Annotated in this window: 18 protein-coding genes; 11 read left to right on the top strand and 7 right to left on the bottom strand. The window is 42.5% G+C overall.

Annotated features, from left to right (window positions below; translation table 11 throughout):
- Positions 1 to 45 precede the first annotated feature (45 nt).
- The 5 genes from RZO55_RS23215 to RZO55_RS23195 all read left to right on the top strand — a co-directional run bounded on the left by RZO55_RS23215 (position 46) and on the right by RZO55_RS23195 (position 4,401).
- Positions 46 to 855, top strand: coding sequence for an alpha/beta fold hydrolase (locus RZO55_RS23215; RefSeq protein WP_318066616.1), 810 nt, complete (start codon positions 46 to 48; stop codon positions 853 to 855).
- A 130-nt stretch (positions 856 to 985) separates the two neighbouring features.
- Positions 986 to 1,933 (top strand): cell wall-binding protein, encoded by a 948-nt coding sequence (locus RZO55_RS23210; protein WP_318066615.1) that lies wholly within the window; start codon positions 986 to 988, stop codon positions 1,931 to 1,933.
- 108 nt (positions 1,934 to 2,041) lie between these two features.
- Positions 2,042 to 3,154, top strand: a complete 1,113-nt coding sequence (locus tag RZO55_RS23205) for a ComEC/Rec2 family competence protein (RefSeq protein WP_318066614.1) — start codon at positions 2,042 to 2,044, stop codon at positions 3,152 to 3,154.
- Positions 3,155 to 3,182: 28 nt separating this feature from the next.
- On the top strand, positions 3,183 to 3,395 hold the full coding sequence (locus tag RZO55_RS23200) for a DUF3006 domain-containing protein (RefSeq protein ID WP_318066613.1): 213 nt from the start codon (positions 3,183 to 3,185) through the stop codon (positions 3,393 to 3,395).
- A gap of 13 nt (positions 3,396 to 3,408) precedes the next feature.
- Positions 3,409 to 4,401, top strand: a complete 993-nt coding sequence (locus RZO55_RS23195; RefSeq protein ID WP_318066612.1) for a 3'-5' exonuclease — start codon at positions 3,409 to 3,411, stop codon at positions 4,399 to 4,401.
- Here RZO55_RS23195 and RZO55_RS23190 read toward each other — a convergent pair.
- The 5 genes from RZO55_RS23190 to RZO55_RS23170 form a co-directional block, all read right to left on the bottom strand.
- Positions 4,398 to 5,108 carry a response regulator gene (locus RZO55_RS23190; RefSeq protein ID WP_318066610.1) on the bottom strand — a complete coding sequence of 237 codons (711 nt, stop codon included), beginning with the start codon at positions 5,106 to 5,108 and terminating at the stop codon, positions 4,398 to 4,400. The two genes, RZO55_RS23195 and RZO55_RS23190, sit on opposite strands and share 4 nt — an antisense overlap.
- Entirely contained in the window at positions 5,101 to 6,186 is a 1,086-nt protein-coding gene (locus tag RZO55_RS23185; RefSeq protein WP_318066609.1) for a sensor histidine kinase, read from the bottom strand. The genes RZO55_RS23190 and RZO55_RS23185 overlap by 8 nt, the downstream gene beginning before the upstream one ends.
- 12 nt (positions 6,187 to 6,198) lie before the next feature.
- Positions 6,199 to 7,716, bottom strand: coding sequence for a serine hydrolase (locus RZO55_RS23180; RefSeq protein ID WP_318066608.1), 1,518 nt, complete (start codon positions 7,714 to 7,716; stop codon positions 6,199 to 6,201).
- An 85-nt stretch (positions 7,717 to 7,801) separates the two neighbouring features.
- Positions 7,802 to 8,497: a TIGR01906 family membrane protein gene (locus RZO55_RS23175; RefSeq protein ID WP_336624355.1), complete on the bottom strand. Its 696-nt coding sequence runs from the start codon at positions 8,495 to 8,497 to the stop codon at positions 7,802 to 7,804.
- Between the two features lie 19 nt (positions 8,498 to 8,516).
- Positions 8,517 to 9,167: a trimeric intracellular cation channel family protein gene (locus RZO55_RS23170; RefSeq protein WP_318066607.1), complete on the bottom strand. Its 651-nt coding sequence runs from the start codon at positions 9,165 to 9,167 to the stop codon at positions 8,517 to 8,519.
- Between the two features lie 251 nt (positions 9,168 to 9,418).
- Between RZO55_RS23170 and RZO55_RS23165 the strand changes: the two genes are divergently transcribed.
- The 3 genes from RZO55_RS23165 to RZO55_RS23155 all read left to right on the top strand — a co-directional run bounded on the left by RZO55_RS23165 (position 9,419) and on the right by RZO55_RS23155 (position 13,751).
- Positions 9,419 to 10,777, top strand: a complete 1,359-nt coding sequence (locus RZO55_RS23165) for a citrate/2-methylcitrate synthase (RefSeq protein WP_318066606.1) — start codon at positions 9,419 to 9,421, stop codon at positions 10,775 to 10,777.
- A gap of 211 nt (positions 10,778 to 10,988) precedes the next feature.
- On the top strand, positions 10,989 to 12,497 hold the full coding sequence (locus tag RZO55_RS23160) for a purple acid phosphatase family protein (protein ID WP_318066605.1): 1,509 nt from the start codon (positions 10,989 to 10,991) through the stop codon (positions 12,495 to 12,497).
- A gap of 39 nt (positions 12,498 to 12,536) precedes the next feature.
- The gene (locus RZO55_RS23155) at positions 12,537 to 13,751 is read left to right on the top strand and encodes a YibE/F family protein (RefSeq protein ID WP_318066604.1); all 1,215 of its coding nucleotides are present in this window, start codon (positions 12,537 to 12,539) and stop codon (positions 13,749 to 13,751) included.
- Between the two features lies 1 nt (position 13,752).
- Here RZO55_RS23155 and RZO55_RS23150 read toward each other — a convergent pair whose 3' ends face one another.
- Both RZO55_RS23150 and RZO55_RS23145 read right to left on the bottom strand, forming a co-directional pair.
- On the bottom strand, positions 13,753 to 14,736 hold the full coding sequence (locus tag RZO55_RS23150; protein ID WP_318066603.1) for a phosphotransferase family protein: 984 nt from the start codon (positions 14,734 to 14,736) through the stop codon (positions 13,753 to 13,755).
- Between the two features lie 14 nt (positions 14,737 to 14,750).
- Positions 14,751 to 15,395 carry a GntR family transcriptional regulator gene (locus RZO55_RS23145; RefSeq protein ID WP_318066602.1) on the bottom strand — a complete coding sequence of 215 codons (645 nt, stop codon included), beginning with the start codon at positions 15,393 to 15,395 and terminating at the stop codon, positions 14,751 to 14,753.
- 298 nt (positions 15,396 to 15,693) lie between these two features.
- Here RZO55_RS23145 and RZO55_RS23140 point away from each other — a divergent pair, with 298 nt between their 5' ends.
- Genes RZO55_RS23140 through RZO55_RS23130 form a run of 3 tightly spaced genes read left to right on the top strand, consistent with a single transcriptional unit; the run spans position 15,694 to position 18,819 of the window.
- Positions 15,694 to 16,995, top strand: a complete 1,302-nt coding sequence (locus RZO55_RS23140) for a hypothetical protein (RefSeq protein WP_318066601.1) — start codon at positions 15,694 to 15,696, stop codon at positions 16,993 to 16,995.
- 23 nt (positions 16,996 to 17,018) lie between these two features.
- A complete protein-coding gene (locus tag RZO55_RS23135) occupies positions 17,019 to 17,525 on the top strand; it encodes an L-2-amino-thiazoline-4-carboxylic acid hydrolase (protein ID WP_318066600.1) in 507 nt (168 codons plus the stop codon).
- A 28-nt stretch (positions 17,526 to 17,553) separates the two neighbouring features.
- Entirely contained in the window at positions 17,554 to 18,819 is a 1,266-nt protein-coding gene (locus RZO55_RS23130; RefSeq protein ID WP_318066599.1) for an L-cysteine desulfidase family protein, read from the top strand.
- Positions 18,820 to 18,858: the final 39 nt, after the last annotated feature.

Below are 18,858 nucleotides of genomic sequence, written 5' to 3'. Positions count from 1 at the left end.
GGAATTTTATGAATAGTATAAACCAAAAAGGTTAGAAATGAGATTATGGGCTATTATATCACGGTTGACGGAAATGTCAATATCTACGTAGAAGATTTAAATCCGGATTGTGAAAAAACAATTTTGTTCCTTCACGGATGGCCGGGAAGCCGCAAGCTGTTTGAATATCAGTTTGATGTTCTTCCGGATATGGGATTTCGGTGCATTGGAATTGATACAAGAGGATTCGGTAACTCAGATAAGCCTTATTGCGGATACGACTATGACAGACTTGCAGATGATGTGAAAGAAGTTATTGATGCACTGGGACTGAAAAATATTACGTTAGCTGGTCATTCCACCGGAGGAGCCATTGCAATCCGGTACATGGCACGGCATAAATGTCACGGAGTATCAAAGCTTGCCCTGTTTGCTGCTGCGGCCCCCAGTCTGATCAAACGGCAGAACTTCCCCTGTGGTATTGATTTACAGACAGTGACGGATATTATAAACGAGACATATGAAGACCGGCCTAATATGCTCAGGAATTTTGGAGACATTTTCTTTTTTCAGCATATAACCGAACCTTTTTCTCAATGGTTTCTGCAGGTGGGTCTGCAGGCGGCTGGATGGGCTACTGCCAAGGTTGCAAATACCTGGATTCAGGAGGTACTGTTTCAGGATCTGACAGAAATTTGCGTCCCCACACTGATTATTCATGGAATTCATGACAAGGTAGTTCCGTTCCCATTAGGGGAGATCCAGCATCAGTACATTAAAAATTCGATACTTCTGCCATTTGAATTCAGCGGGCATGGTGCATTTTATGATCAAAAGGATGAATTCAATCAGGCACTGGCGGATTTTGCAGAGTAAGAATCAGAGAATATGAAACAGGGCAGGACTTATGATCTTAACCATTCACAAATCGATCCATCTGAGTTATAATGGAAGATGATACAATTTTATAATTGTATGAATCATATGGAAAGGTGAGGGATGCTGCATGAATATGAGAAAGATTATGGCACTGGTGCTGACGGCAGCACTGGCAGCAGGGATGAACTGCACCACTGCATCAGCTGCTTCCAGAAAGAAGATTACAACAGTAAATCTGACGGTATCTGCCGATATTGCTCCTGGTGGAACGATCTCCGAACAGCAGGCGGAAGTAACGGCTAAAAGCAATAAAATTGAGGTCGATAAGTGTGAATTTATCAATGATGGATTTGAGTGGACTGAAAGCGATATTCCCAGATTAGAAGTAACATTGCATTGCGGCGACGATTATTATTTTAGTACAAGTGAAAACAGCTTTACGATTAATGGCGGAACTTATGTAAAGCAGAAAAAGGAAGATTTCAGCCAGACGTTAATTCTGACTATGGATCTGCCCTCAGTAAGTGAATTTACACAGGCTATCAGCTCTGCATCATGGAATGGTACTCATATCGCAAACTGGTCTGCGTCAGTTGGTGCAGGATGCTATGAAGTTAAGCTATACCGTGATGGAAAAGGAACAGGAGCTGTTAAGACAACGGATAAGACAAGTATGGAGCTTGGCAGCTTCATGACAAGAGAAGGTAACTATAAGTTTCAGGTTCGTCCGGTGAATGCAAAGAAACCGGAAAATAAAGGAGAATGGGTAGAATCTCCATCTCAGTATGTAAATTCGGATGATGCAAAATCCAACTATATGAATTTTTCAGGCAGCTGGAAACAGGATCAGACAGGCTGGTGGTATGTGTATGGGGATGGAAGCTATCCGAAAAACAGCTGGCAGAACATTAACGGCGAATGGTATTTCTTTAATGAAGAGGGATATATGGCAACGGGCTGGATCGACTGGAATGGGAAGCAGTATTACTGTGACACGCAGACGGGACATATGCTTACGGATGGCTTAGCACCTGACGGAGCAAGAGTCGGATCAGACGGGGCAAGGCTTCCCTAATGGTGATCTTATATGGACGGACTGCTTCTGGCAGTCCGTTTTTGATGTAAGGAAACGCTTGTAGAATGAGGAATTCTATCATATAATAACACGAAGGAGCAGATGGATATGACAACAAATATGGCTGGAAACACGATAAAGCGGATTCTGGCACTGGCAGCTGTTCTGTGTATGATTTGCCTGACAGGCTGTGCAGGCAGTGTAACGGTATCAGACCCTTCCAGTGCGGCAGCACCGGGAGAGTCTGGAGAACAAAGGGCAGACTCCAGGGCAGTGTTTCATTTTATTGATGTAGGTCAGGGAGACAGCACCCTTATTGAAGCAAATGGGCATTATATGCTCATTGATGCAGGAGAAAGAGACCAAACGGAAGCAGTTACCAGTTATTTGAAGGAACAGGGAGTCAGGAACCTGGATTATGTAATCGGGACCCATCCGCATTCAGACCACATTGGAGGATTGGAAGGTGTGATACGGGAATTTGAGGTCGCGAATGTTATACTTCCACAAAAGGAGCATACCACCAGGACTTACGAACGGCTGCTTGATGCAATTGAAGACCGGAACTGTAAAATCACTATACCAAAGGCAGGAGAAAGCTACTCTCTGGGCGCTGCCTCTTTTCAGATCATCTCGCCTAACCGTGATTACGACGATAATTTAAATAACTGGTCCATTGGCATCCGGTTTGTATTCGGAGAGACCAGCTTTGTTTTATGCGGAGATGCGGAAAAGGAAGCAGAGGAAGATATGTTGTCAGGCGGGCTTGCATTAAATGCGGATGTATTGAAAGTATCCCATCATGGAAGCAGCACCTCATCATCGCCGGAATTTATTAATGCTGTGAGCCCCCGGTATGCGGTGATCTCATGCGGTAGGAATAATGATTACGGGCATCCTCACAAAGAGACGCTGGATTTATTAAAAAAGCAGGGAATTAAAGTTTTGAGGACGGACCAGCTTGGAACCATAGTTATTGAAAGTAACGGAACAGACCTTCAGGTTATGGGACAGAACGACACCAGTCAGGGAACATCAAAGCAAACGGAAGAGTCGCTATCAGGCAGTGAATATATCATTAATACAAATACAGGAAAATTCCACCTGACGGACTGTAAACTGGCTGAATCCATTAAAGAAGAAAACCGCAGGCAATTTAATGGTACCAGACAAGAATTGATTGATCAGGGATTAAAACCTTGTAAAAGCTGTAATCCATAGATAACAAACGGTATGAGGGGGGGAGACCATGCAATATATTATAGACCGGATCGTACAGGAAATGGTGATCTGTGAAAATGAAAATGGAAGTATGGAGAAATTTACTTTAAAAGAGATTCCCAGGGAAGCAAAAGAAGGGGATGTTCTTTTAAAAACTAACGGAACTTTTCAACTTGACAGGGAAGCCACAGACCTGCGCAGACAGAAGATGCGTGAGAAACTGAACAGACTCATAAAATAAAGGATCTGAATATATGAAAAACTACATTGTACTGGATCTGGAATGGAACCAGAATGCCGGAGGGAAGGAGGACGCAGTCGATCATTTTCCCTTTGAAATCATTGAAATCGGAGCAGTAAGGCTGAATGAAGCCATGGAAGAAACTGGAGAATACAGGAGGCTTATTAAGCCCAGGGTTTACACAGAGCTTCATGAAAAGATACTGGAAGTGACCCATATGGATCAGCAGACTCTGATGGAAGAGGGAATCTGCTTTGAAGAGGCTGTGAAAGAGTTTTTTCTCTGGTGCGGGAATGATCCGGTATTTTGTACCTGGGGGTCCATGGATTTAACAGAGCTTCAGCGGAACATTACCTATTTTAAACTGCCAAACCCTTTTAAAAAGCCGCTTCTTTACTATGATATTCAAAAGCTTTACAGCCTTTTAGAAGGGGACGGGAAAGACCGGGTCTCTCTGGATGTGGCTGTTTTAGAATCAGAAGTCATGGAGGATCGGCCATTTCACAGAGCACTTGATGATGCCCATTATACAGGGCGGATTATGAGCAAAATGGATTTTAAGAAGGTTGAGGCATACTGGTCAACGGACTATTACTGCCTTCCTGCAAATAAAGAGGAAGAGGTTTATCTGGTTTTTCCCGGATATTCCAAATATATCTCTAGGCCCTTTGAATCAAAACAGGCAGCAATTGAGGACAAGACCGTAACAGACTTAATCTGCTGTAAGTGTAATCGTATGCTGAGAAAGAAAATTCGGTGGTTTTCGGTAAACCAGAAATTTTATACGGCACTGGGGTGTTGTCCGGTTCATGGAAATGTGAAGGGAAAGATCCGGTTAAGGCGCAATGATGAGGGAATGGTCTATGTGGTAAAGACCATGAAGCTGATTGGCGAGGACGAGATTGACGAGGTTTTTGAGAAAAAAGAAGAGGCGAAAAAGAAACGGGTTGAAAAAACTAAAATACGTAAGCAGAACAAGAAGAAGGGGAAATTCCCTCCTTCTTAATATTCACTTTCCTGCATTCGATAGCCAACTCCGATTTCTGTAAAAATATAATTTGGTTCTCCGGGGTTTAGTTCAATTTTTCTCCGGATATGTGCCATATTGACTCTTAGAATCTGGTTGTTATTGTCTGCATATGGACCCCAGATATGGTTGATCATGAAATCATAGGTAAGAACTCTTCCTGAGTTTTCTGCAAGAAGGGATACCAGCTTATATTCAATCTGTGTTAAATGGACTACATGTCCATTTAAGGTAACGAGACGTTTTACAAAGTCTATCACCAGACCTTTATATTGATAGGGAGCCTGAACTACTGAACCGTCAACGGTGCTGACGGTGGATTTTCCGTGACGCAGGGCAGTACGGATTCTGGCCAGAAGTTCACTGGTTCCAAAGGGTTTGGTGATATAATCGTCAGCACCGTAATCAAGGGCTGCTACTTTTTCCTGTTCCTGGGTTCTGGCAGAAATAACAATGATGGGAATTGAAGACCAGCTTCTTACATTTCGGATTATATCCATTCCGTCGATATCGGGCAGTCCTAAATCCAACAGAATTACATCCGGACAATTGGAACTGATGATAGCCAGACCGTCTTTTCCGTTCAATGCATGGATCACCTTATAATCATGTCTTTGTAAAGTACTCTCAATAAAACTCAAGATGTTCTTTTCGTCTTCAATAATTGCTATTGTAAATTTATTCACAAGTATTCTCTCCCAACGGTAATGTAAATGTAAAAACTGCACCTAATGATTCATTGCCTGCTGTTATGGTTCCATTATGTGCAGTGATTATTGTTTTGCAGATGGAAAGACCGATTCCCATACCCTTGTGAGAATCAACGCTGCGGTTAGGGAAAGAGGTATATCCGTCAAAAATAGTAGACAGTCTGTCTGGTTCAATCCCTATCCCACGGTCCCGAATGTCAAACCTTGCATGACCCTCTTCCCTGGAAAGAGTTATACTGACAGGGTCTTTGGAATTGGAGTGATAAACCGCGTTTTCCAATAAATTAATAATAACCTGTTCAATTAGTGTGGCATCCATGGGAACCATAACCAGCTCATCTGGTACAGTGACCCGTACCATAGTATCAGGGAAGCGCTTATGAAACCGCATGACTGCTTCCGATACTACTTCCTCTACGGATTCCAGTGACTTTGTTACCTGCGCTTTCGTACCCCTGATTCTGGTAACGCTCAATAAATTTTCCACCATAGTAAGGAGCCAGTTGGCATCTTCCCGGATATCGCCGACCAGCCCTCCTTTTTCTTCTTCTGTCATTGTATCGTGGTTTTCTAAGTAGGAACTGCTCGCTCCGATGATTCCGGTCAATGGAGTTCTAAGATCATGAGATATGGCCCGCAGAAGATTTGCCCGCATTGCTTCTTTTTCTGCATCCATCAGAAGTTTTTCTCTTTCGTGTATAATTTTATTCTGATGCTTTAAATGCGTTGTTGTGGCGCTTGTAATACTGGATATCACCATAAGAGCTATAAAGGTGATGGGATATCCATCCATCGCAAAATTCAGATGCATATAAGGATAAGTAAAAACCAGATTTACGCAGACAACACTGATAAAGGACGCCACAACACCAGGCACATATCCGTTTGAATACCGCGAGATTAATACAACTGCCATCATATAGACGATACTGACGTTGGTTGGGTGTCCCCCAACAAAAACCAGCAGATAGGAAATAATGGTTGCTAAGGTCAGCGCAAACAGGGTAACCAGAATATTCCACGCCAGTTCTTTTTTTGTCATGGTCTTTTTCATGACTCCTCCCGTTTAGCGAAATTTAAATTTATTTTTTTTCCAGCCTTTTTTTCTAGAGGTGTAGATACCTCGCCGCTGCTGCAGAAGGGAGTCGAATTCATCTGCGGAGACGCCGGATTCCTTCAGTCGTTTCAGCCGTTGTTCTCTCCTGATCAGAGTCTCCTGTTCATCCCTGTGTTTTCTATAGATAAAAAAGAAGGCAAGTCCACCGGCCACGATGATGAATCCCACACTGCCTAGTATGATCCAGGCAGTCAGCGGAATTTCAAAAGGTCTTAAGGCTTTTTCCCTGTAAGCCTGTGCTGCCCGGTCTGTAGAGGCGTCCACTGCCTCTGGGGAAGCTTCCTCCGTATTACCGGGTGCATCGGCCAGCTTTGATTTAACGGCAGACTCAACCAGAGAATGATTGATTTCCAGAAACGTAGAACCCACAACCCGGTCCTTATAACGGTAATTAATTCTGGCAATTGCATTCTCCGGGTCACCATTTGATATGTCATAGCTCAGTTCCGGTTTTGCATCATAAAAGTCAGCTGTTTTCGGTAATACGATCCGGCTGTCAGGATCAAGCACCAGAGCTTCCGGTCTGGTGATGGAGAGTCCGCTGAAATTTAAGTCGTTGGTTATGGAACTATAGGTTTTTTCATATTCAGCTGCTTTTAATGAGGTAAAATTATTAAATCCAAACTCCATAAGATTTCTGGTGTCAGCCCAGTACTGGGGAGTGGATCCTTTCAGAATAACTGCAATAAGCTTCAATCCGTTTCTTTGTGCACACGTAACCAGCGTATTGCCGGCAAGTGTGGTATAACCGGTTTTCCCTCCCACGATGTCAGGATAATAATAAGGTGTGCTTTTCTTCATCATCTTATGTCCCGGAGAGATGGCGAGCCCCTCTTTGTCAATGGAATTAGGAGGGAGTTTATAATAGGTGGTGGAATCGATCTCTTCAAAGACGGGATTTTGAAAGGCGGCTTTGGCAATAAGTGCCATATCGTAGGGTGAGGTATAATGGTCCGGATTATTTAAACCGCTGGGATTGGCAAAATGGGTATTTGTGCATCCAAGCTCCTTTGCTTTTGCGTTCATCATATCTGCAAATGCTTCTCTGCTTCCTGCAACATGTTCGGCAAGAGCATTGGCCGACTCGTTGGCAGATCTAAGTAAAAGCGCATAAAGGCAGTCTTTCACAGAGAGCTGGTCTCCCTCGTTGATTCCGGCATTGCTGCTCCCGGATTCTACGTTAAAGACTGCGTCATGGGAAAACGTAACAGTGTCATCTAACTGGCAGTTTTCAATCACCAGCAGTGCAGTCATTACCTTGGTAATGCTCGCTGGAAAATACTGGTTGTGTATATTCTTCCCCCAGAGAATTGTTCCGGTGTCTGCATCGATTAAGATCGCACCATCTGCCTGTGCGGATACATTGTCCGGCCAGGCAGCAGCTGCCAAAGCGGTCCCTGGAAAGGATGAGACAAATAAAAACAGGCAAAGGAAGAAGATAAAAAAATTTTTCGTAAATTGGGTCATATTCAATACTCTCTCCATTGTTATGTTTCGGTTTTATAGAATACTTCAATTTACAGTATATGTGATTTGGGATAACAAGTAAAGATTATTTGCCATTTTTCCTCCATTTGCGCATAAGAATGACGCATAAAATAAGGAGTACCGCAACGGAAGAAAAGTAGAGAAAGCCTATATAAAATACAGTGTCCCGGAAAAATCCTTCCGGTACAATATTGATCAGCATGTCCGTTGCCGGATCCAGCATCCAGAAGTCATTGGTAAAAAACAGATGATGAAACAGTATGAAATACCTGGTAAAATCAGTAGATATAATTCCTGCTATAACAGCAGAACCCACAAAGAATAAACCGCTCCCTGCTAACACAGATTTGGGAAAGGTGCTGCCCCAGTTTGTTTTTAAGAGCATAAGAATAATCAGACACAGAGCCATTACCATGAGGCATCCTCTGCGAATGGACATTGCACCTAAAAACAGTCCCTGGACGTCTTTCATGTGTGCAATTTCCCTGGCACTGAAAAATTCCCGGTGAATTCCGCCCATCGTAGTTTCCACGTGAAGATCCCCGCGGTTTCCTTTTAAATAGGCCATCATCTGGTCTGTAACATTAAGCAGATCATCCATAGTCATGGAGACTGCCTCTGTAACATTGTATTTTGCATACTCCTTTTCAAAGTATCCCGGTGTCCAGTAAACGGCTGCCTCCACAGATGTAAATAATAGTACGATCATAAGGCAGAAAGAAAAAACAATACCAATGGTATATTGCATTATACGGTTCATGAGCAACCTCCTGATTTTGTTATTTATTAACGGCAGTAGGCAGATTCCAGCAAAACCGGGTAGCCAGCAGACGAATTATGATAACGGCTGCAGCACCTGCCAGCATGGCAATATTGTCGTTGATATGGTTCATAAGACTGGCGTACAGCATGGCGCCTGCGATAGAAGCGCATGCATAGATGTGTTTTTTTAAAACATTAGGGGTCTGGCCAGCCATAATATCGCGCAGGATTCCGCCGCCCACACCGGTAATGACTCCAAGAAATATAATGAGAAAATGATAATCACCGTAGCCTGCTAAAACTGCGGTATCAATTCCCACCACAGTAAACGCACCGAGTCCTATGGCATCAAAGATATTCATAATCTTTTCGAAGGCTGCCATATGGCGGCCTAAGAGAAAGTTCTGGTTCCGCCTTACTGTGATAAATAGAAGCATAACCGTTATAAAGGCAAGTAATACGTAAATCGGATCAGTAAACAGCGAGGGAGGAATATTGCCAATAATAATATCGCGCAGCATACCTCCCCCTACCGCTGTGGTGACTCCGAGAACAATAATTCCAAGTAAATCCATCTGCTTTTTTACAGCGACCATAGCTCCTGAGGATGCAAAGGCAATTGTACCGATTGCTTCTACAAAGAAAAGCAGAGACAAGTCTATTTTCATGGATAACCTCCAATGAGTTCTAATAGGAAATTAAGGCAAGTATAAGAGTTGTGAGAGCGTTTGTCAATATGCAAAAGATGTGATAAAACAGGCAGTTAAAAAAATATCTTGATTTTTTCTTTGAAATTATATATTATATGAAAAAGTTCAAAAGTGAACAATTGGGAAATGGTTACTGCAGGGAAAGGAGTGGGTACTGCATTCAGTAAACGGCGGAACATGATGATCTGTTTTCAGAAAGAGGTGTTTGCATGATTGATCAGAAAAACTTTGAAAAAAATGTACAGGAGTGGTCTGACATTTGTTTAAATGATGAGCGGATAGACTTGGAATCCTACGACAAATACGATGTAAAGAGGGGGCTTAGAGATAAGAATGGCAACGGAGTGGTTGCCGGGCTGACCAAAGTTTCAAAGATCTTGTCCAGTAAAATCATAGATGGAGAGAAAGTGCCCTGTGAGGGAGAGCTTTACTACAGAGGATATAATATTAATGATCTTGTAAACGGAGTAGTGAAAGATGAAAGGTATGGGTTTGAAGAGATTGCCTATCTTCTGCTGTTTGGAGAATTGCCGGATAAAAAGCAGATGGAGCGTTTCACCCAGACGTTAGCATACAGCAGAACACTTCCTACTAATTTTGTCAGGGATGTGGTGATGAAGGCGCCCAGCCACGACATGATGTCCACCCTTGCCAGAAGCATACTGACTCTGTCTGCATATGATGAAAAAGCCGGGGACATATCAGTGCCGAATGTGCTCCGTCAGAGTCTGATGCTAATCAGCGTCATGCCAATGCTGGCTGTATATGGGTATCATGCGTATAATCATTATGAACGGGACGGAAGTATGTATATTCACAGACCGGATGAGAAGCTGTCCACAGCAGAGAATATATTAAGACTTTTAAGACCGGACATGAAATATTCCAAAGTGGAAGCCCATGTTCTTGATCTGGCTCTCATACTTCATATGGAACACGGTGGCGGCAATAACTCCACATTTACAACTCATGTGGTAACCTCCTCAGGAACCGATACGTACAGTGTAGTGGCGGCGGCTCTGGCATCATTAAAAGGACCAAAGCACGGCGGTGCCAATATTAAAGTAGTGGAAATGATGGCGGATCTAAGGAAAGAGGTCCACGACTGGAAGGATGAGGAAGCAGTGGAACAGTACTTAAGGAAGCTGCTTCATAAGGAAGCATTTGACCGGAAAGGACTGATTTACGGTATGGGACATGCTGTTTATTCCAAATCCGATCCCCGTGCAGAGATATTTAAAAGGTTTGTAAAACAGCTTTCAGAAGAAAAAGGCCGTCTGGATGATTTTAATCTGTACTCAGCAATTGAACGGCTGGCTCCCAAGGTGATCGGCGAAGAGCGCCGCATTTATAAAGGGGTCAGTGCCAATGTTGACTTTTTCAGCGGATTTGTTTACAGCATGCTTGACATTCCTAAGGAATTGTTTACCCCGATTTTTGCAATAGCAAGAATTGTTGGCTGGAGTGCCCACCGGATTGAGGAACTGATTAATATGGATAAGATTATACGTCCCGCTTATGTCAGTGTCATGCAGGAGGAAGACTATAATCCTTTGGATTGCAGATAAAAAAGAACCTTAAAAACAGGCTGAAGAGCCTGTTTTTTTAATGGGAACTGGCTGGTTCGACATGTAAAGATCAGATATAGTTTGTAAAGCTTTTGCAAAGTATCTTGAATATTGGAAACGGGAGTTTTATTCTTTAGAAAATGAGAGGCGCTTCCATTGTGTAAAAATTGAGAAGGAATATTAAACCGTGGAGTATAAGGAGGATTTAAGTATGAAGAGCAGGAAGAATTATGCAGCTGCTTTTATTTTGGCTGCCATAACGGCAGTATTGGCGGGAGGATATGTATATGCGGCAACAGAGCACTTTTCTGATTCAACGACGGATCAGGCCTGGGATGCATGGACGCAGAAATGGGAGACACAGGTAAGCCGGGATTATGAAAAAATAGCCCTCACTCCCGGTGCAGATGAAACAAAATTAAACTTTGCATGGTACTCCAAAGCCGATGGAACAGCAACTCCAAAGATTGAAATCTCCAAACGCAGCGATATGGGACAGCCTGTTACCTTTGAAGGAAGTACAGTTCCTGCAATAGACGGATATCTAAGCAACCGGGTGACGGCGGATTCCCTGGCTGAAAATACTACATACTATTATCGTTATTATAAAAATGGTGTACCTTCTGATACCGCATCCTTTAAGACTCATACTTTTAACAGCTATTCCATGCTCTATGTGGGGGATCCCCAGATCGGGGCTTCCAAGGGTCAGAGCACATCCAGAGGAGAGAAGCTGGAAAATAAATCAGAATTGAATACAGCAGCCCGCAATGATGCGTTCAGCTGGAATAAGACGCTTAATACAGCGATGAACGCAAATCCGGATATCAGCTTTATTCTTTCTGCAGGGGACCAGATTAATAAAAATGTGAATGGAAAAGATCCGGGAAATGAAATCGAATATGCAGGCTTTTTAAATGCAGACTGGATAAAATCCCTTCCTGTTTCAACCACAATTGGAAATCATGATTCCACCAATGAAAGCTACAGTTTCCATTTTAATAATCCCAACGATACTCAGCTGGGGAAAACAACTGCAGGAGGCGACTATTTTTACAAATACGGTCCTGCGTTGTATGTGGTACTTAATACAAACAACTACAATTGCGCAGAACATGAACAGGCCATGCGTCAGGCAGTTGAGACTTATCCGTATACAAACTGGAGGATTGTTATGATCCATCAGGATATTTACGGGAGCGGTCTTGACCACTCTGACTCTGACGGAATCGTGCTCCGCACCCAGCTGACGCCTCTGATGGATAAATATGATGTAGATGTGGTACTGCAGGGGCATGACCATACATATTCCAGAAGTTATTTATTGAAATCCGATTCAAAAACCCATTCCAATTATAATTTCCATGACTGGGACAATGTATCGGATGAGGAAGGGAATGTATTTCCTTATTCAGATGCATCTTATCAGGCTCAGAATAACTGTTACACCATTGCAAATACCATGTCCGGCGGTGTGACCAATGGGGATGGAACTCTTTATATGGAAGCCAATTCAGCCACAGGAAGTAAATATTACGAGCTGATCCCAGGGAAACAGGATTACATTGCAGTAAGAAACCAGAACTGGAATCCCACCTATTCCGTGATCTGTATTAACAGTAATACTTTTGCTATTGATACTTATGAGATTGCGGCTGGGAAGACCCGAAAAATTGATGATACATACGAACTGAAAAAAACCAACGCATCCAGAAGATAATTTCATAAGGAGAAAACCGGGGCATAAGACGGAGCCAGAATGTCCCGGTTTTATGATCAAAACAAGGAACTGTTAAGAAGGGAGCCGCCATTAATGGAGAGTGAGCAGAATAGATCAGTGTGGAAAATTCAGAAAAAGAGGTGGATTCGGTGGCTCGTATCTGCGGCAGCAGTGACAGGTTTTGTGCTTTTCTTAATACATTTTAACCATTTTGACAGGATTAGTCTGATATCCACAGAAGGAAGAACCTTTGAACGGGGGCGGGTGGTAGAGATACGTTCTGATAACTTACAGGAAGATGGAAGCAGGACCGGTCAGCAGAAGGTTCTGGTAGAAATCCGTTCCGGTTCCATGAAGGGGAAGCTGGTTGAGGCAACCAGCAACAATGGTTATCTGTTTGGAGCTGCCTGTGAACCCGGGATGGATGTAATTGTGATCCAAAGTGTATCTGGTGATATCTCCATTCATACGGTTTACAGTGTAGACCGGGAGTGGGCTGTTCTTGGCTTTGTGGTGCTGTTTCTGGCAGTAGTCTGCATAATCGGAGGGCGGAAAGGCTTTTACGCCTGCGTAAGCCTTATCTTCACTTTTATCTGCATCATCTGGCTTTATATACCAATGATTTACAAGGGCTATTCACCGTTTTTTGCAGCAGTTCTGGTTGCAGCAGTTACTACTTTTCTAACCATGTATTTACTGGGGGGCTGGTCTGGAAAAACTTTGTGTGCAGCAGCAGGAACTGTCAGCGGAGTAATAATTGCCGGAGTATCGGCCTGTATGTTCGGAGCTGCGGTCCATATCTCAGGATATAATGTATCAGATATCGAATCTCTGACTGTACTGGAAAACATTCATGGAATCCGTGTAGGGGAACTGTTATTTTCCGGATTACTGATCTCTGCTCTTGGGGCAGTAATGGATGTGGGAATGTCCATATCGTCTACTGTTTTTGAGATACATGCCAATAATCCTGAACTGGGAGCAAAAGAGCTGTTTCATTCTGGCATGAATGTGGGAAGAGATGCTATGGGAACCATGGTGAATACTTTAATACTTGCATTTGTGGGAAGCGGGGTCAGCACGCTGCTGTTAAACTATGCCTATGAATTACCTTATCTCCAGATTATTAATTCAAATAACATGGTAATAGAGATCATGCAGGGGATTTCCGGAAGTCTGGGAGTTGTGTTGACGATTCCGATTGTATCACTGATGGCATCTTTTACAGCGGCAAGATGGGGGAGCAGCAGCTGATTCATTCTGGTTTGTCTATGGAATGTATGGCGCGGTGAAGTTCGTTAAATTTTTCAACCAGATGACCGGAAGCCCAGTGATACATATCTCTTGTTTCATATTGTCTGTAATCACATTCCTGGGATACCAGGAGCATGGTGTAAACATCATACCAAAGAGCGCGTAAGTATTCTTTTTCCGAAAGACGGTCAATGCCATAACCCTTATAAAAATCCCTGTCTGTTCCATAGGTACGGAAACCTGCCTCCATCAGCGGATCTGCCCAAAGACTTCTCTCCCAGTCTATGATGCCGGTAATATGGTCATTTTTTACAAAGATATTCCCATCCCATAAATCCCAGTGCACCAGTACCGGAACCTTCACCTCAGCAAAAAGTTCTTTACTTCTGTCTAAATCCTCAAATAATTGTTCCCTGGATATCTTTAAGTCAATGGACAAGCGTTCTGCATCTGAAAAAGCCAGTTCAATCATTAAGGCAAAGACCTGATGCCAGTCACTTCCTTGTAACGCCGGCTGTCCGGGATAGCCGAATTTACTGCCTTTAATTCCGTTGATTTTCCTGTTCCATCTGCCGGTTTCTGTCCGGATTTCCGACTTTACTGAAGCAGAAAGACTGGGAAGAATGGAATGCAGGCTGGCTCCGTCCAGTATTTCCATGAAAAAATATGGAGAATTAAGCTGTGTAAGGCTGTCGTCATAAAAAAGGACCTCTGCAACTGGTACATCGGACTGTTCCTTTACCATACGCATGGAAAGGACTTCGCTCATCATAATATTCTTCTCATATGACATAACAGGAGCGTCTTTTGGAGGCGCTATCTTTAATATGCAGGAGGGAACGTGATCCAGGGATATTTTGTAGGCTACATTAAAATATCCTTCTGTCAGTTCCTCTATGTTGGTACAGAATGCATGGGGGAAAGCGTGTCGGATAAGACGGAGAAGCGTTTCTTCCGATTGATTGTTTTTGGTAAGACTGTTCATCAGTCATCCCCCTTTCAGTGATTGCTATTATCAATTGGTGCGACGGTTGGTATTAACAGATTTTCAATATCTGCTTTCAAAATTGTTTCAGCAATAGAAAGTTCGTTTTTTTCAATATAATCAATAAGAGCCATATGTAAATCCATGCTGGCATACTGCTTTTTCTGAATAAAGTAAATAGTTTGAATATTTAACGCATCCTGAAGCTGTTTATAGGCATAACGGTTACCATAAACAGAGAAAAGTTTTAAATGAAAATCGCAGTTTAAATGCCATTTTCCTATAAAATCTCCAGGTTCACAATTGGTATACTTCACACAGATAGTTCTTAGTTCCTGAATCCATTCACGATCAATTCCTGCCGAAAGGTTGCGTAAAAATGAACACTCAAGAGATGAGCGGAATTTGACTATCTCATATATCTCCTCAGCAGTTGGCTGACAAATCTTATAACCCTGCCTTGGAATGCTTGTAAGAATAAGTGTAGCAGTTAATTGTGTAAGAGCTTCTCGGATTGGCGCGCGGCTGACATTATACTTTTCCATTAAAAATTTTTCCGTAAGAATTGTACTTCCGGAATATACTCCATTGATAATATCAGCAATCAATGCATCATGCACCTGTTGTTTTAGTGATGTATCGGAGTTTTTTTCACACATAAAATTCCCCCTTTTCGTTACGACATAAGCCATTACATTATACATTTCTTGGAAAATTAAGTCAATATTAACTAAGTATAATGTGATTTGACAGTATAAAAATCTTGGACCTAATCATATCACGATATTGTGAATGGTTGATTTGGAGAATAAAAATTGTGCTATATTCACATATTTAATGATAATATATAGTTAATAATGTAGAAAATGATAATTATAGTTGATTAAGCTAAACTGCAGTGATATGATTAGAACATGTACACGGTGTATTAAAATAAAAACAAGAAAGGATTAAGATATGGATAAGCAGACGAATTTAAAAAAACATCTAATTGGGTATCTGTTCTTAGGTGTCATGATTGTTTCATTCCTCTATTTTGGCGTTTACCAGGTGGCCACTGGGCAGGTCAAGATGGACACGCAGACAGCATTTCTTACCATGTTATTTCTTTTAATCGTCGGTGAATTCTTCTCACTGGCTACCAAAGCTTTCGTTCCGTCCATGTTTATTACAGCTATTCTGTTTGTGGTTGGATTTTGGACATACTTCCCGCAGGATATTCTGCAGCTGGGCGGAATAGCTTCCAATCTGCCGACGTTTCTCGTTATGATTATGGTGGTCCATCTGGGTACCATGCTCAATATCAGGGAATTGATTGACCAGTGGAAAACGGTTGTAGTGACTCTGGTGGGTATGCTGGGAGTTCTCCTGGTCATATTAACAGCTGGCAGTTTTTTGATTGGCAGCGAGACCGCTGCGATCGCAGCACCGCCGCTTACGGGAGGTTTTGTAGCTGCCATGATGATGCAGAGCGTCGCGCCAACGGAGGAATTAGCAATTCTGGCTATGGCAGTATATGTTTTACAGGGGTTTGCAGGATATCCATTGACCAGCTTGTGCCTTAAAAGGGAAGGTAAAACTGTTTTAAAGGCGTATCGTGAAGGGAAGATGACTGTCGGCAGTTTAGCTTCTTCTAGTGGAGAAAAAGCAGTAGAAACAAAGAAACCTTATATATTTCCCCAAATGCCTGAAAGTTTTAAAAGTGATTTCACCCATTTATTCTTTATTGTGACTCTGACAGTTATGGCTGGGTATCTGGATAAACTTACAATGGGATATGTTTCAAAATTTGTATGGGCATTACTTCTTGGGGTATTTGGCACTGCGTTAGGATTTATTGATAAGAATGTTTTGGTGCGTTCCCGTAGTATGGGGTTTGTTTACACAGTAATTATGATGTTTGTATTTGCACAGTTAAAGTCTGTAACTCCGGAAACCCTGGTGCAGTTATTAAAAAGTTTTGCGGTACTGATTGTTTTGGCGGTAATGGGTGTGGCAGCATTTTCGATCCCGGTAGGTAAAAAGCTGGGACTCAGTGCAGCCATGTCATTTGCAATCGGGCTGGGGACTTTGGCAGGTGGATTTCCGGCCAGCTATACTTTAAGCGTGGAGGCAGCTAAGGTGCTTTCTGATAATGATGAGGAGTACAAAATATTAGAAGAACATATGCTCCCAAAAACTCTGGTATCTGGTTTTGTGAGTGCAACTTCGGGGTCGGTTCTAATTGCAGGCCTGGTAATGGCGATTTTCTTTAAATAAATAAAAATATGGAGGATAAAAACATGATTGAGAACAAAATTACAATAAAAGGGGATAAAGTAGTAGACATTCAGAGAGGTGCCATCGGCCACCGCGCCACATGGACAGGCCTGACCTATACAAAGGGCTGTGAAGCCGGTTTGGCTGAAGAAATGGAAAAAGTCATTCGCCAGGCAATTTCTGAAACAGGAAATACCCAGGGAAATGAGATCAGAGAAAAGTGCCCCGATCAGGAGGATGTATCTGTCTTTGCGGACACATTTCTTTCTCCAACTCTTCAGAAAACATTTGAATTAACTTTTAAGACAAAAGATAAAGACAGAGTGGAGTTGGAATTTCACCATTGTCCGCTTTTAAAAGCATGGCAGGATCTGGGATTTGATGATGCAACCTGTGAGAAATTATGTGATATGGCTATGGACGGCGACAGGGGAATTGCAAAAGCTATGGGATATGAATTTCATTTAGGCGATACCATTGCAAAGGGCTGTAAAACCTGCGAAGTTTCTTTCTATAAGAAAGAAAAATAAGCACTACATAGTTAAGGAGAACACTTCTATGAAAAAAACTCAGTATGATAATTATTTGAAGATTTTAAAGGGTGAACTGATTCCTGCCATGGGATGTACCGAACCAATTGCCATAGCGCTTGCTGCTGCTAAAGCAAGGGAAGTACTTGGCCAGATGCCTGACCACATGCTTCTTCGCTGCAGCGGAAATATTATTAAAAATGTAAAGGGTGTTGTTGTTCCTAATTCCGGCGGACAAAAAGGCGTAGAAGTGGCGGCTATTTTAGGCGTTGTGGCAGGCAACCCGGATTCTGAGCTTGAAGTAATATGCGGGGCAGGCAAAGAAGATATTGAACTGACCAGGAAATTAAATCAACAGGGACTTTGCACCTGTGAATTAGAAGAAGGGGAGGAAAATCTTTTTATACGTGCCTATCTGACAGCTGGGTCTGAGTCTGCAGCAGTGGAGATTCAGACGAAACACAACCATATCTCTAAGATTGAGAAAAATAATCAGATTATATTTCAGCAGCAGGATATACAAATTGAAGATTCGGGAGACAAATCGCAGCTTAATATCAGAGAGATCCTTGAATTTACGAATGAAGCAGAGCTTAAAGACGTTGAGGATATTATAAACAGACAGATTGAGTACAATTCCGCCATATCAGAGGCTGGATTGGCTCAGGACTGGAGTTCACAAGTTGGCCGGACACTTATGCTTCTATCTGATAAGGATATCAGGATCAGAGCCAGAGCAGCTGCGGCAGCCGGATCCGATGCCAGGATGGACGGCTGTGCCCTGCCGGTTATTATTAATTCTGGCAGTGGCAACCAGGGAATCACCTGCACAATGCCGGTTGTCGTTTATGCAAAGGAACTAAATGCAGAAAAAGAGATCCTTATCAGAGCGCTTGTTCTTACCAATCTTTTAACACTGCACCAAAAACGATATATCGGAAATTTATCTGCATATTGCGGAGCAGTTTCTGCCGGAGCTGCCGCAGCCTGCGGAATCGCTTACCTTCAGGGTGCTGATTATGATATCATAGGTAAAACTCTGATCAATGCTCTTGGAAATGTTGGCGGTATTATATGTGATGGAGCAAAAGATTCTTGTGCAGCAAAAATATCCAGTGCTGTTGATGCTGGTATTATTGGCTATGAAATGGCAATTCGCAATCATTCTTTCCCGTTCGGGGAGGGACTGGTTGAGGATGACTATGAACAAACTTTAAAAAATATCGGACGAATGGGGCGGCTGGGGATGAAGTCTACTGATGTAGAGATACTTAATATTATGATAGGAAGATAAAAATAAAATAAGTAATCTTTTAATAATGTTATCGTGACG

This window comes from Clostridium boliviensis, assembly GCF_033342255.1.
Lineage (GTDB): Bacteria > Bacillota > Clostridia > Lachnospirales > Lachnospiraceae > Lacrimispora > Lacrimispora boliviensis.
Note: the sequence above shows the minus strand (reverse complement) of the source record. Positions and strands in the feature narration are given on the sequence as shown.

Excerpts from the sequence above, each read along its gene's own strand:
- RZO55_RS23145 (WP_318066602.1), bottom strand. The coding sequence starts at position 15,395 with ATGTGTGAAAAAAACTCCGATACATCACTAAAACAACAGGTGCATGAT.
- RZO55_RS23135 (WP_318066600.1), top strand. The coding sequence starts at position 17,019 with ATGATTGAGAACAAAATTACAATAAAAGGGGATAAAGTAGTAGACATT.
- RZO55_RS23200 (WP_318066613.1), top strand. The coding sequence starts at position 3,183 with ATGCAATATATTATAGACCGGATCGTACAGGAAATGGTGATCTGTGAA.
- RZO55_RS23215 (WP_318066616.1), top strand. The coding sequence starts at position 46 with ATGGGCTATTATATCACGGTTGACGGAAATGTCAATATCTACGTAGAA.
- RZO55_RS23140 (WP_318066601.1), top strand. The coding sequence starts at position 15,694 with ATGGATAAGCAGACGAATTTAAAAAAACATCTAATTGGGTATCTGTTC.
- RZO55_RS23205 (WP_318066614.1), top strand. The coding sequence starts at position 2,042 with ATGACAACAAATATGGCTGGAAACACGATAAAGCGGATTCTGGCACTG.
- RZO55_RS23160 (WP_318066605.1), top strand. The coding sequence starts at position 10,989 with ATGAAGAGCAGGAAGAATTATGCAGCTGCTTTTATTTTGGCTGCCATA.
- RZO55_RS23210 (WP_318066615.1), top strand. The coding sequence starts at position 986 with ATGAATATGAGAAAGATTATGGCACTGGTGCTGACGGCAGCACTGGCA.
- RZO55_RS23170 (WP_318066607.1), bottom strand. The coding sequence starts at position 9,167 with ATGAAAATAGACTTGTCTCTGCTTTTCTTTGTAGAAGCAATCGGTACA.
- RZO55_RS23175 (WP_336624355.1), bottom strand. The coding sequence starts at position 8,497 with ATGAACCGTATAATGCAATATACCATTGGTATTGTTTTTTCTTTCTGC.
- RZO55_RS23195 (WP_318066612.1), top strand. The coding sequence starts at position 3,409 with ATGAAAAACTACATTGTACTGGATCTGGAATGGAACCAGAATGCCGGA.
- RZO55_RS23150 (WP_318066603.1), bottom strand. The coding sequence starts at position 14,736 with ATGAACAGTCTTACCAAAAACAATCAATCGGAAGAAACGCTTCTCCGT.
- RZO55_RS23185 (WP_318066609.1), bottom strand. The coding sequence starts at position 6,186 with ATGAAAAAGACCATGACAAAAAAAGAACTGGCGTGGAATATTCTGGTT.
- RZO55_RS23165 (WP_318066606.1), top strand. The coding sequence starts at position 9,419 with ATGATTGATCAGAAAAACTTTGAAAAAAATGTACAGGAGTGGTCTGAC.
- RZO55_RS23155 (WP_318066604.1), top strand. The coding sequence starts at position 12,537 with ATGTCCCGGTTTTATGATCAAAACAAGGAACTGTTAAGAAGGGAGCCG.
- RZO55_RS23180 (WP_318066608.1), bottom strand. The coding sequence starts at position 7,716 with ATGACCCAATTTACGAAAAATTTTTTTATCTTCTTCCTTTGCCTGTTT.
- RZO55_RS23130 (WP_318066599.1), top strand. The coding sequence starts at position 17,554 with ATGAAAAAAACTCAGTATGATAATTATTTGAAGATTTTAAAGGGTGAA.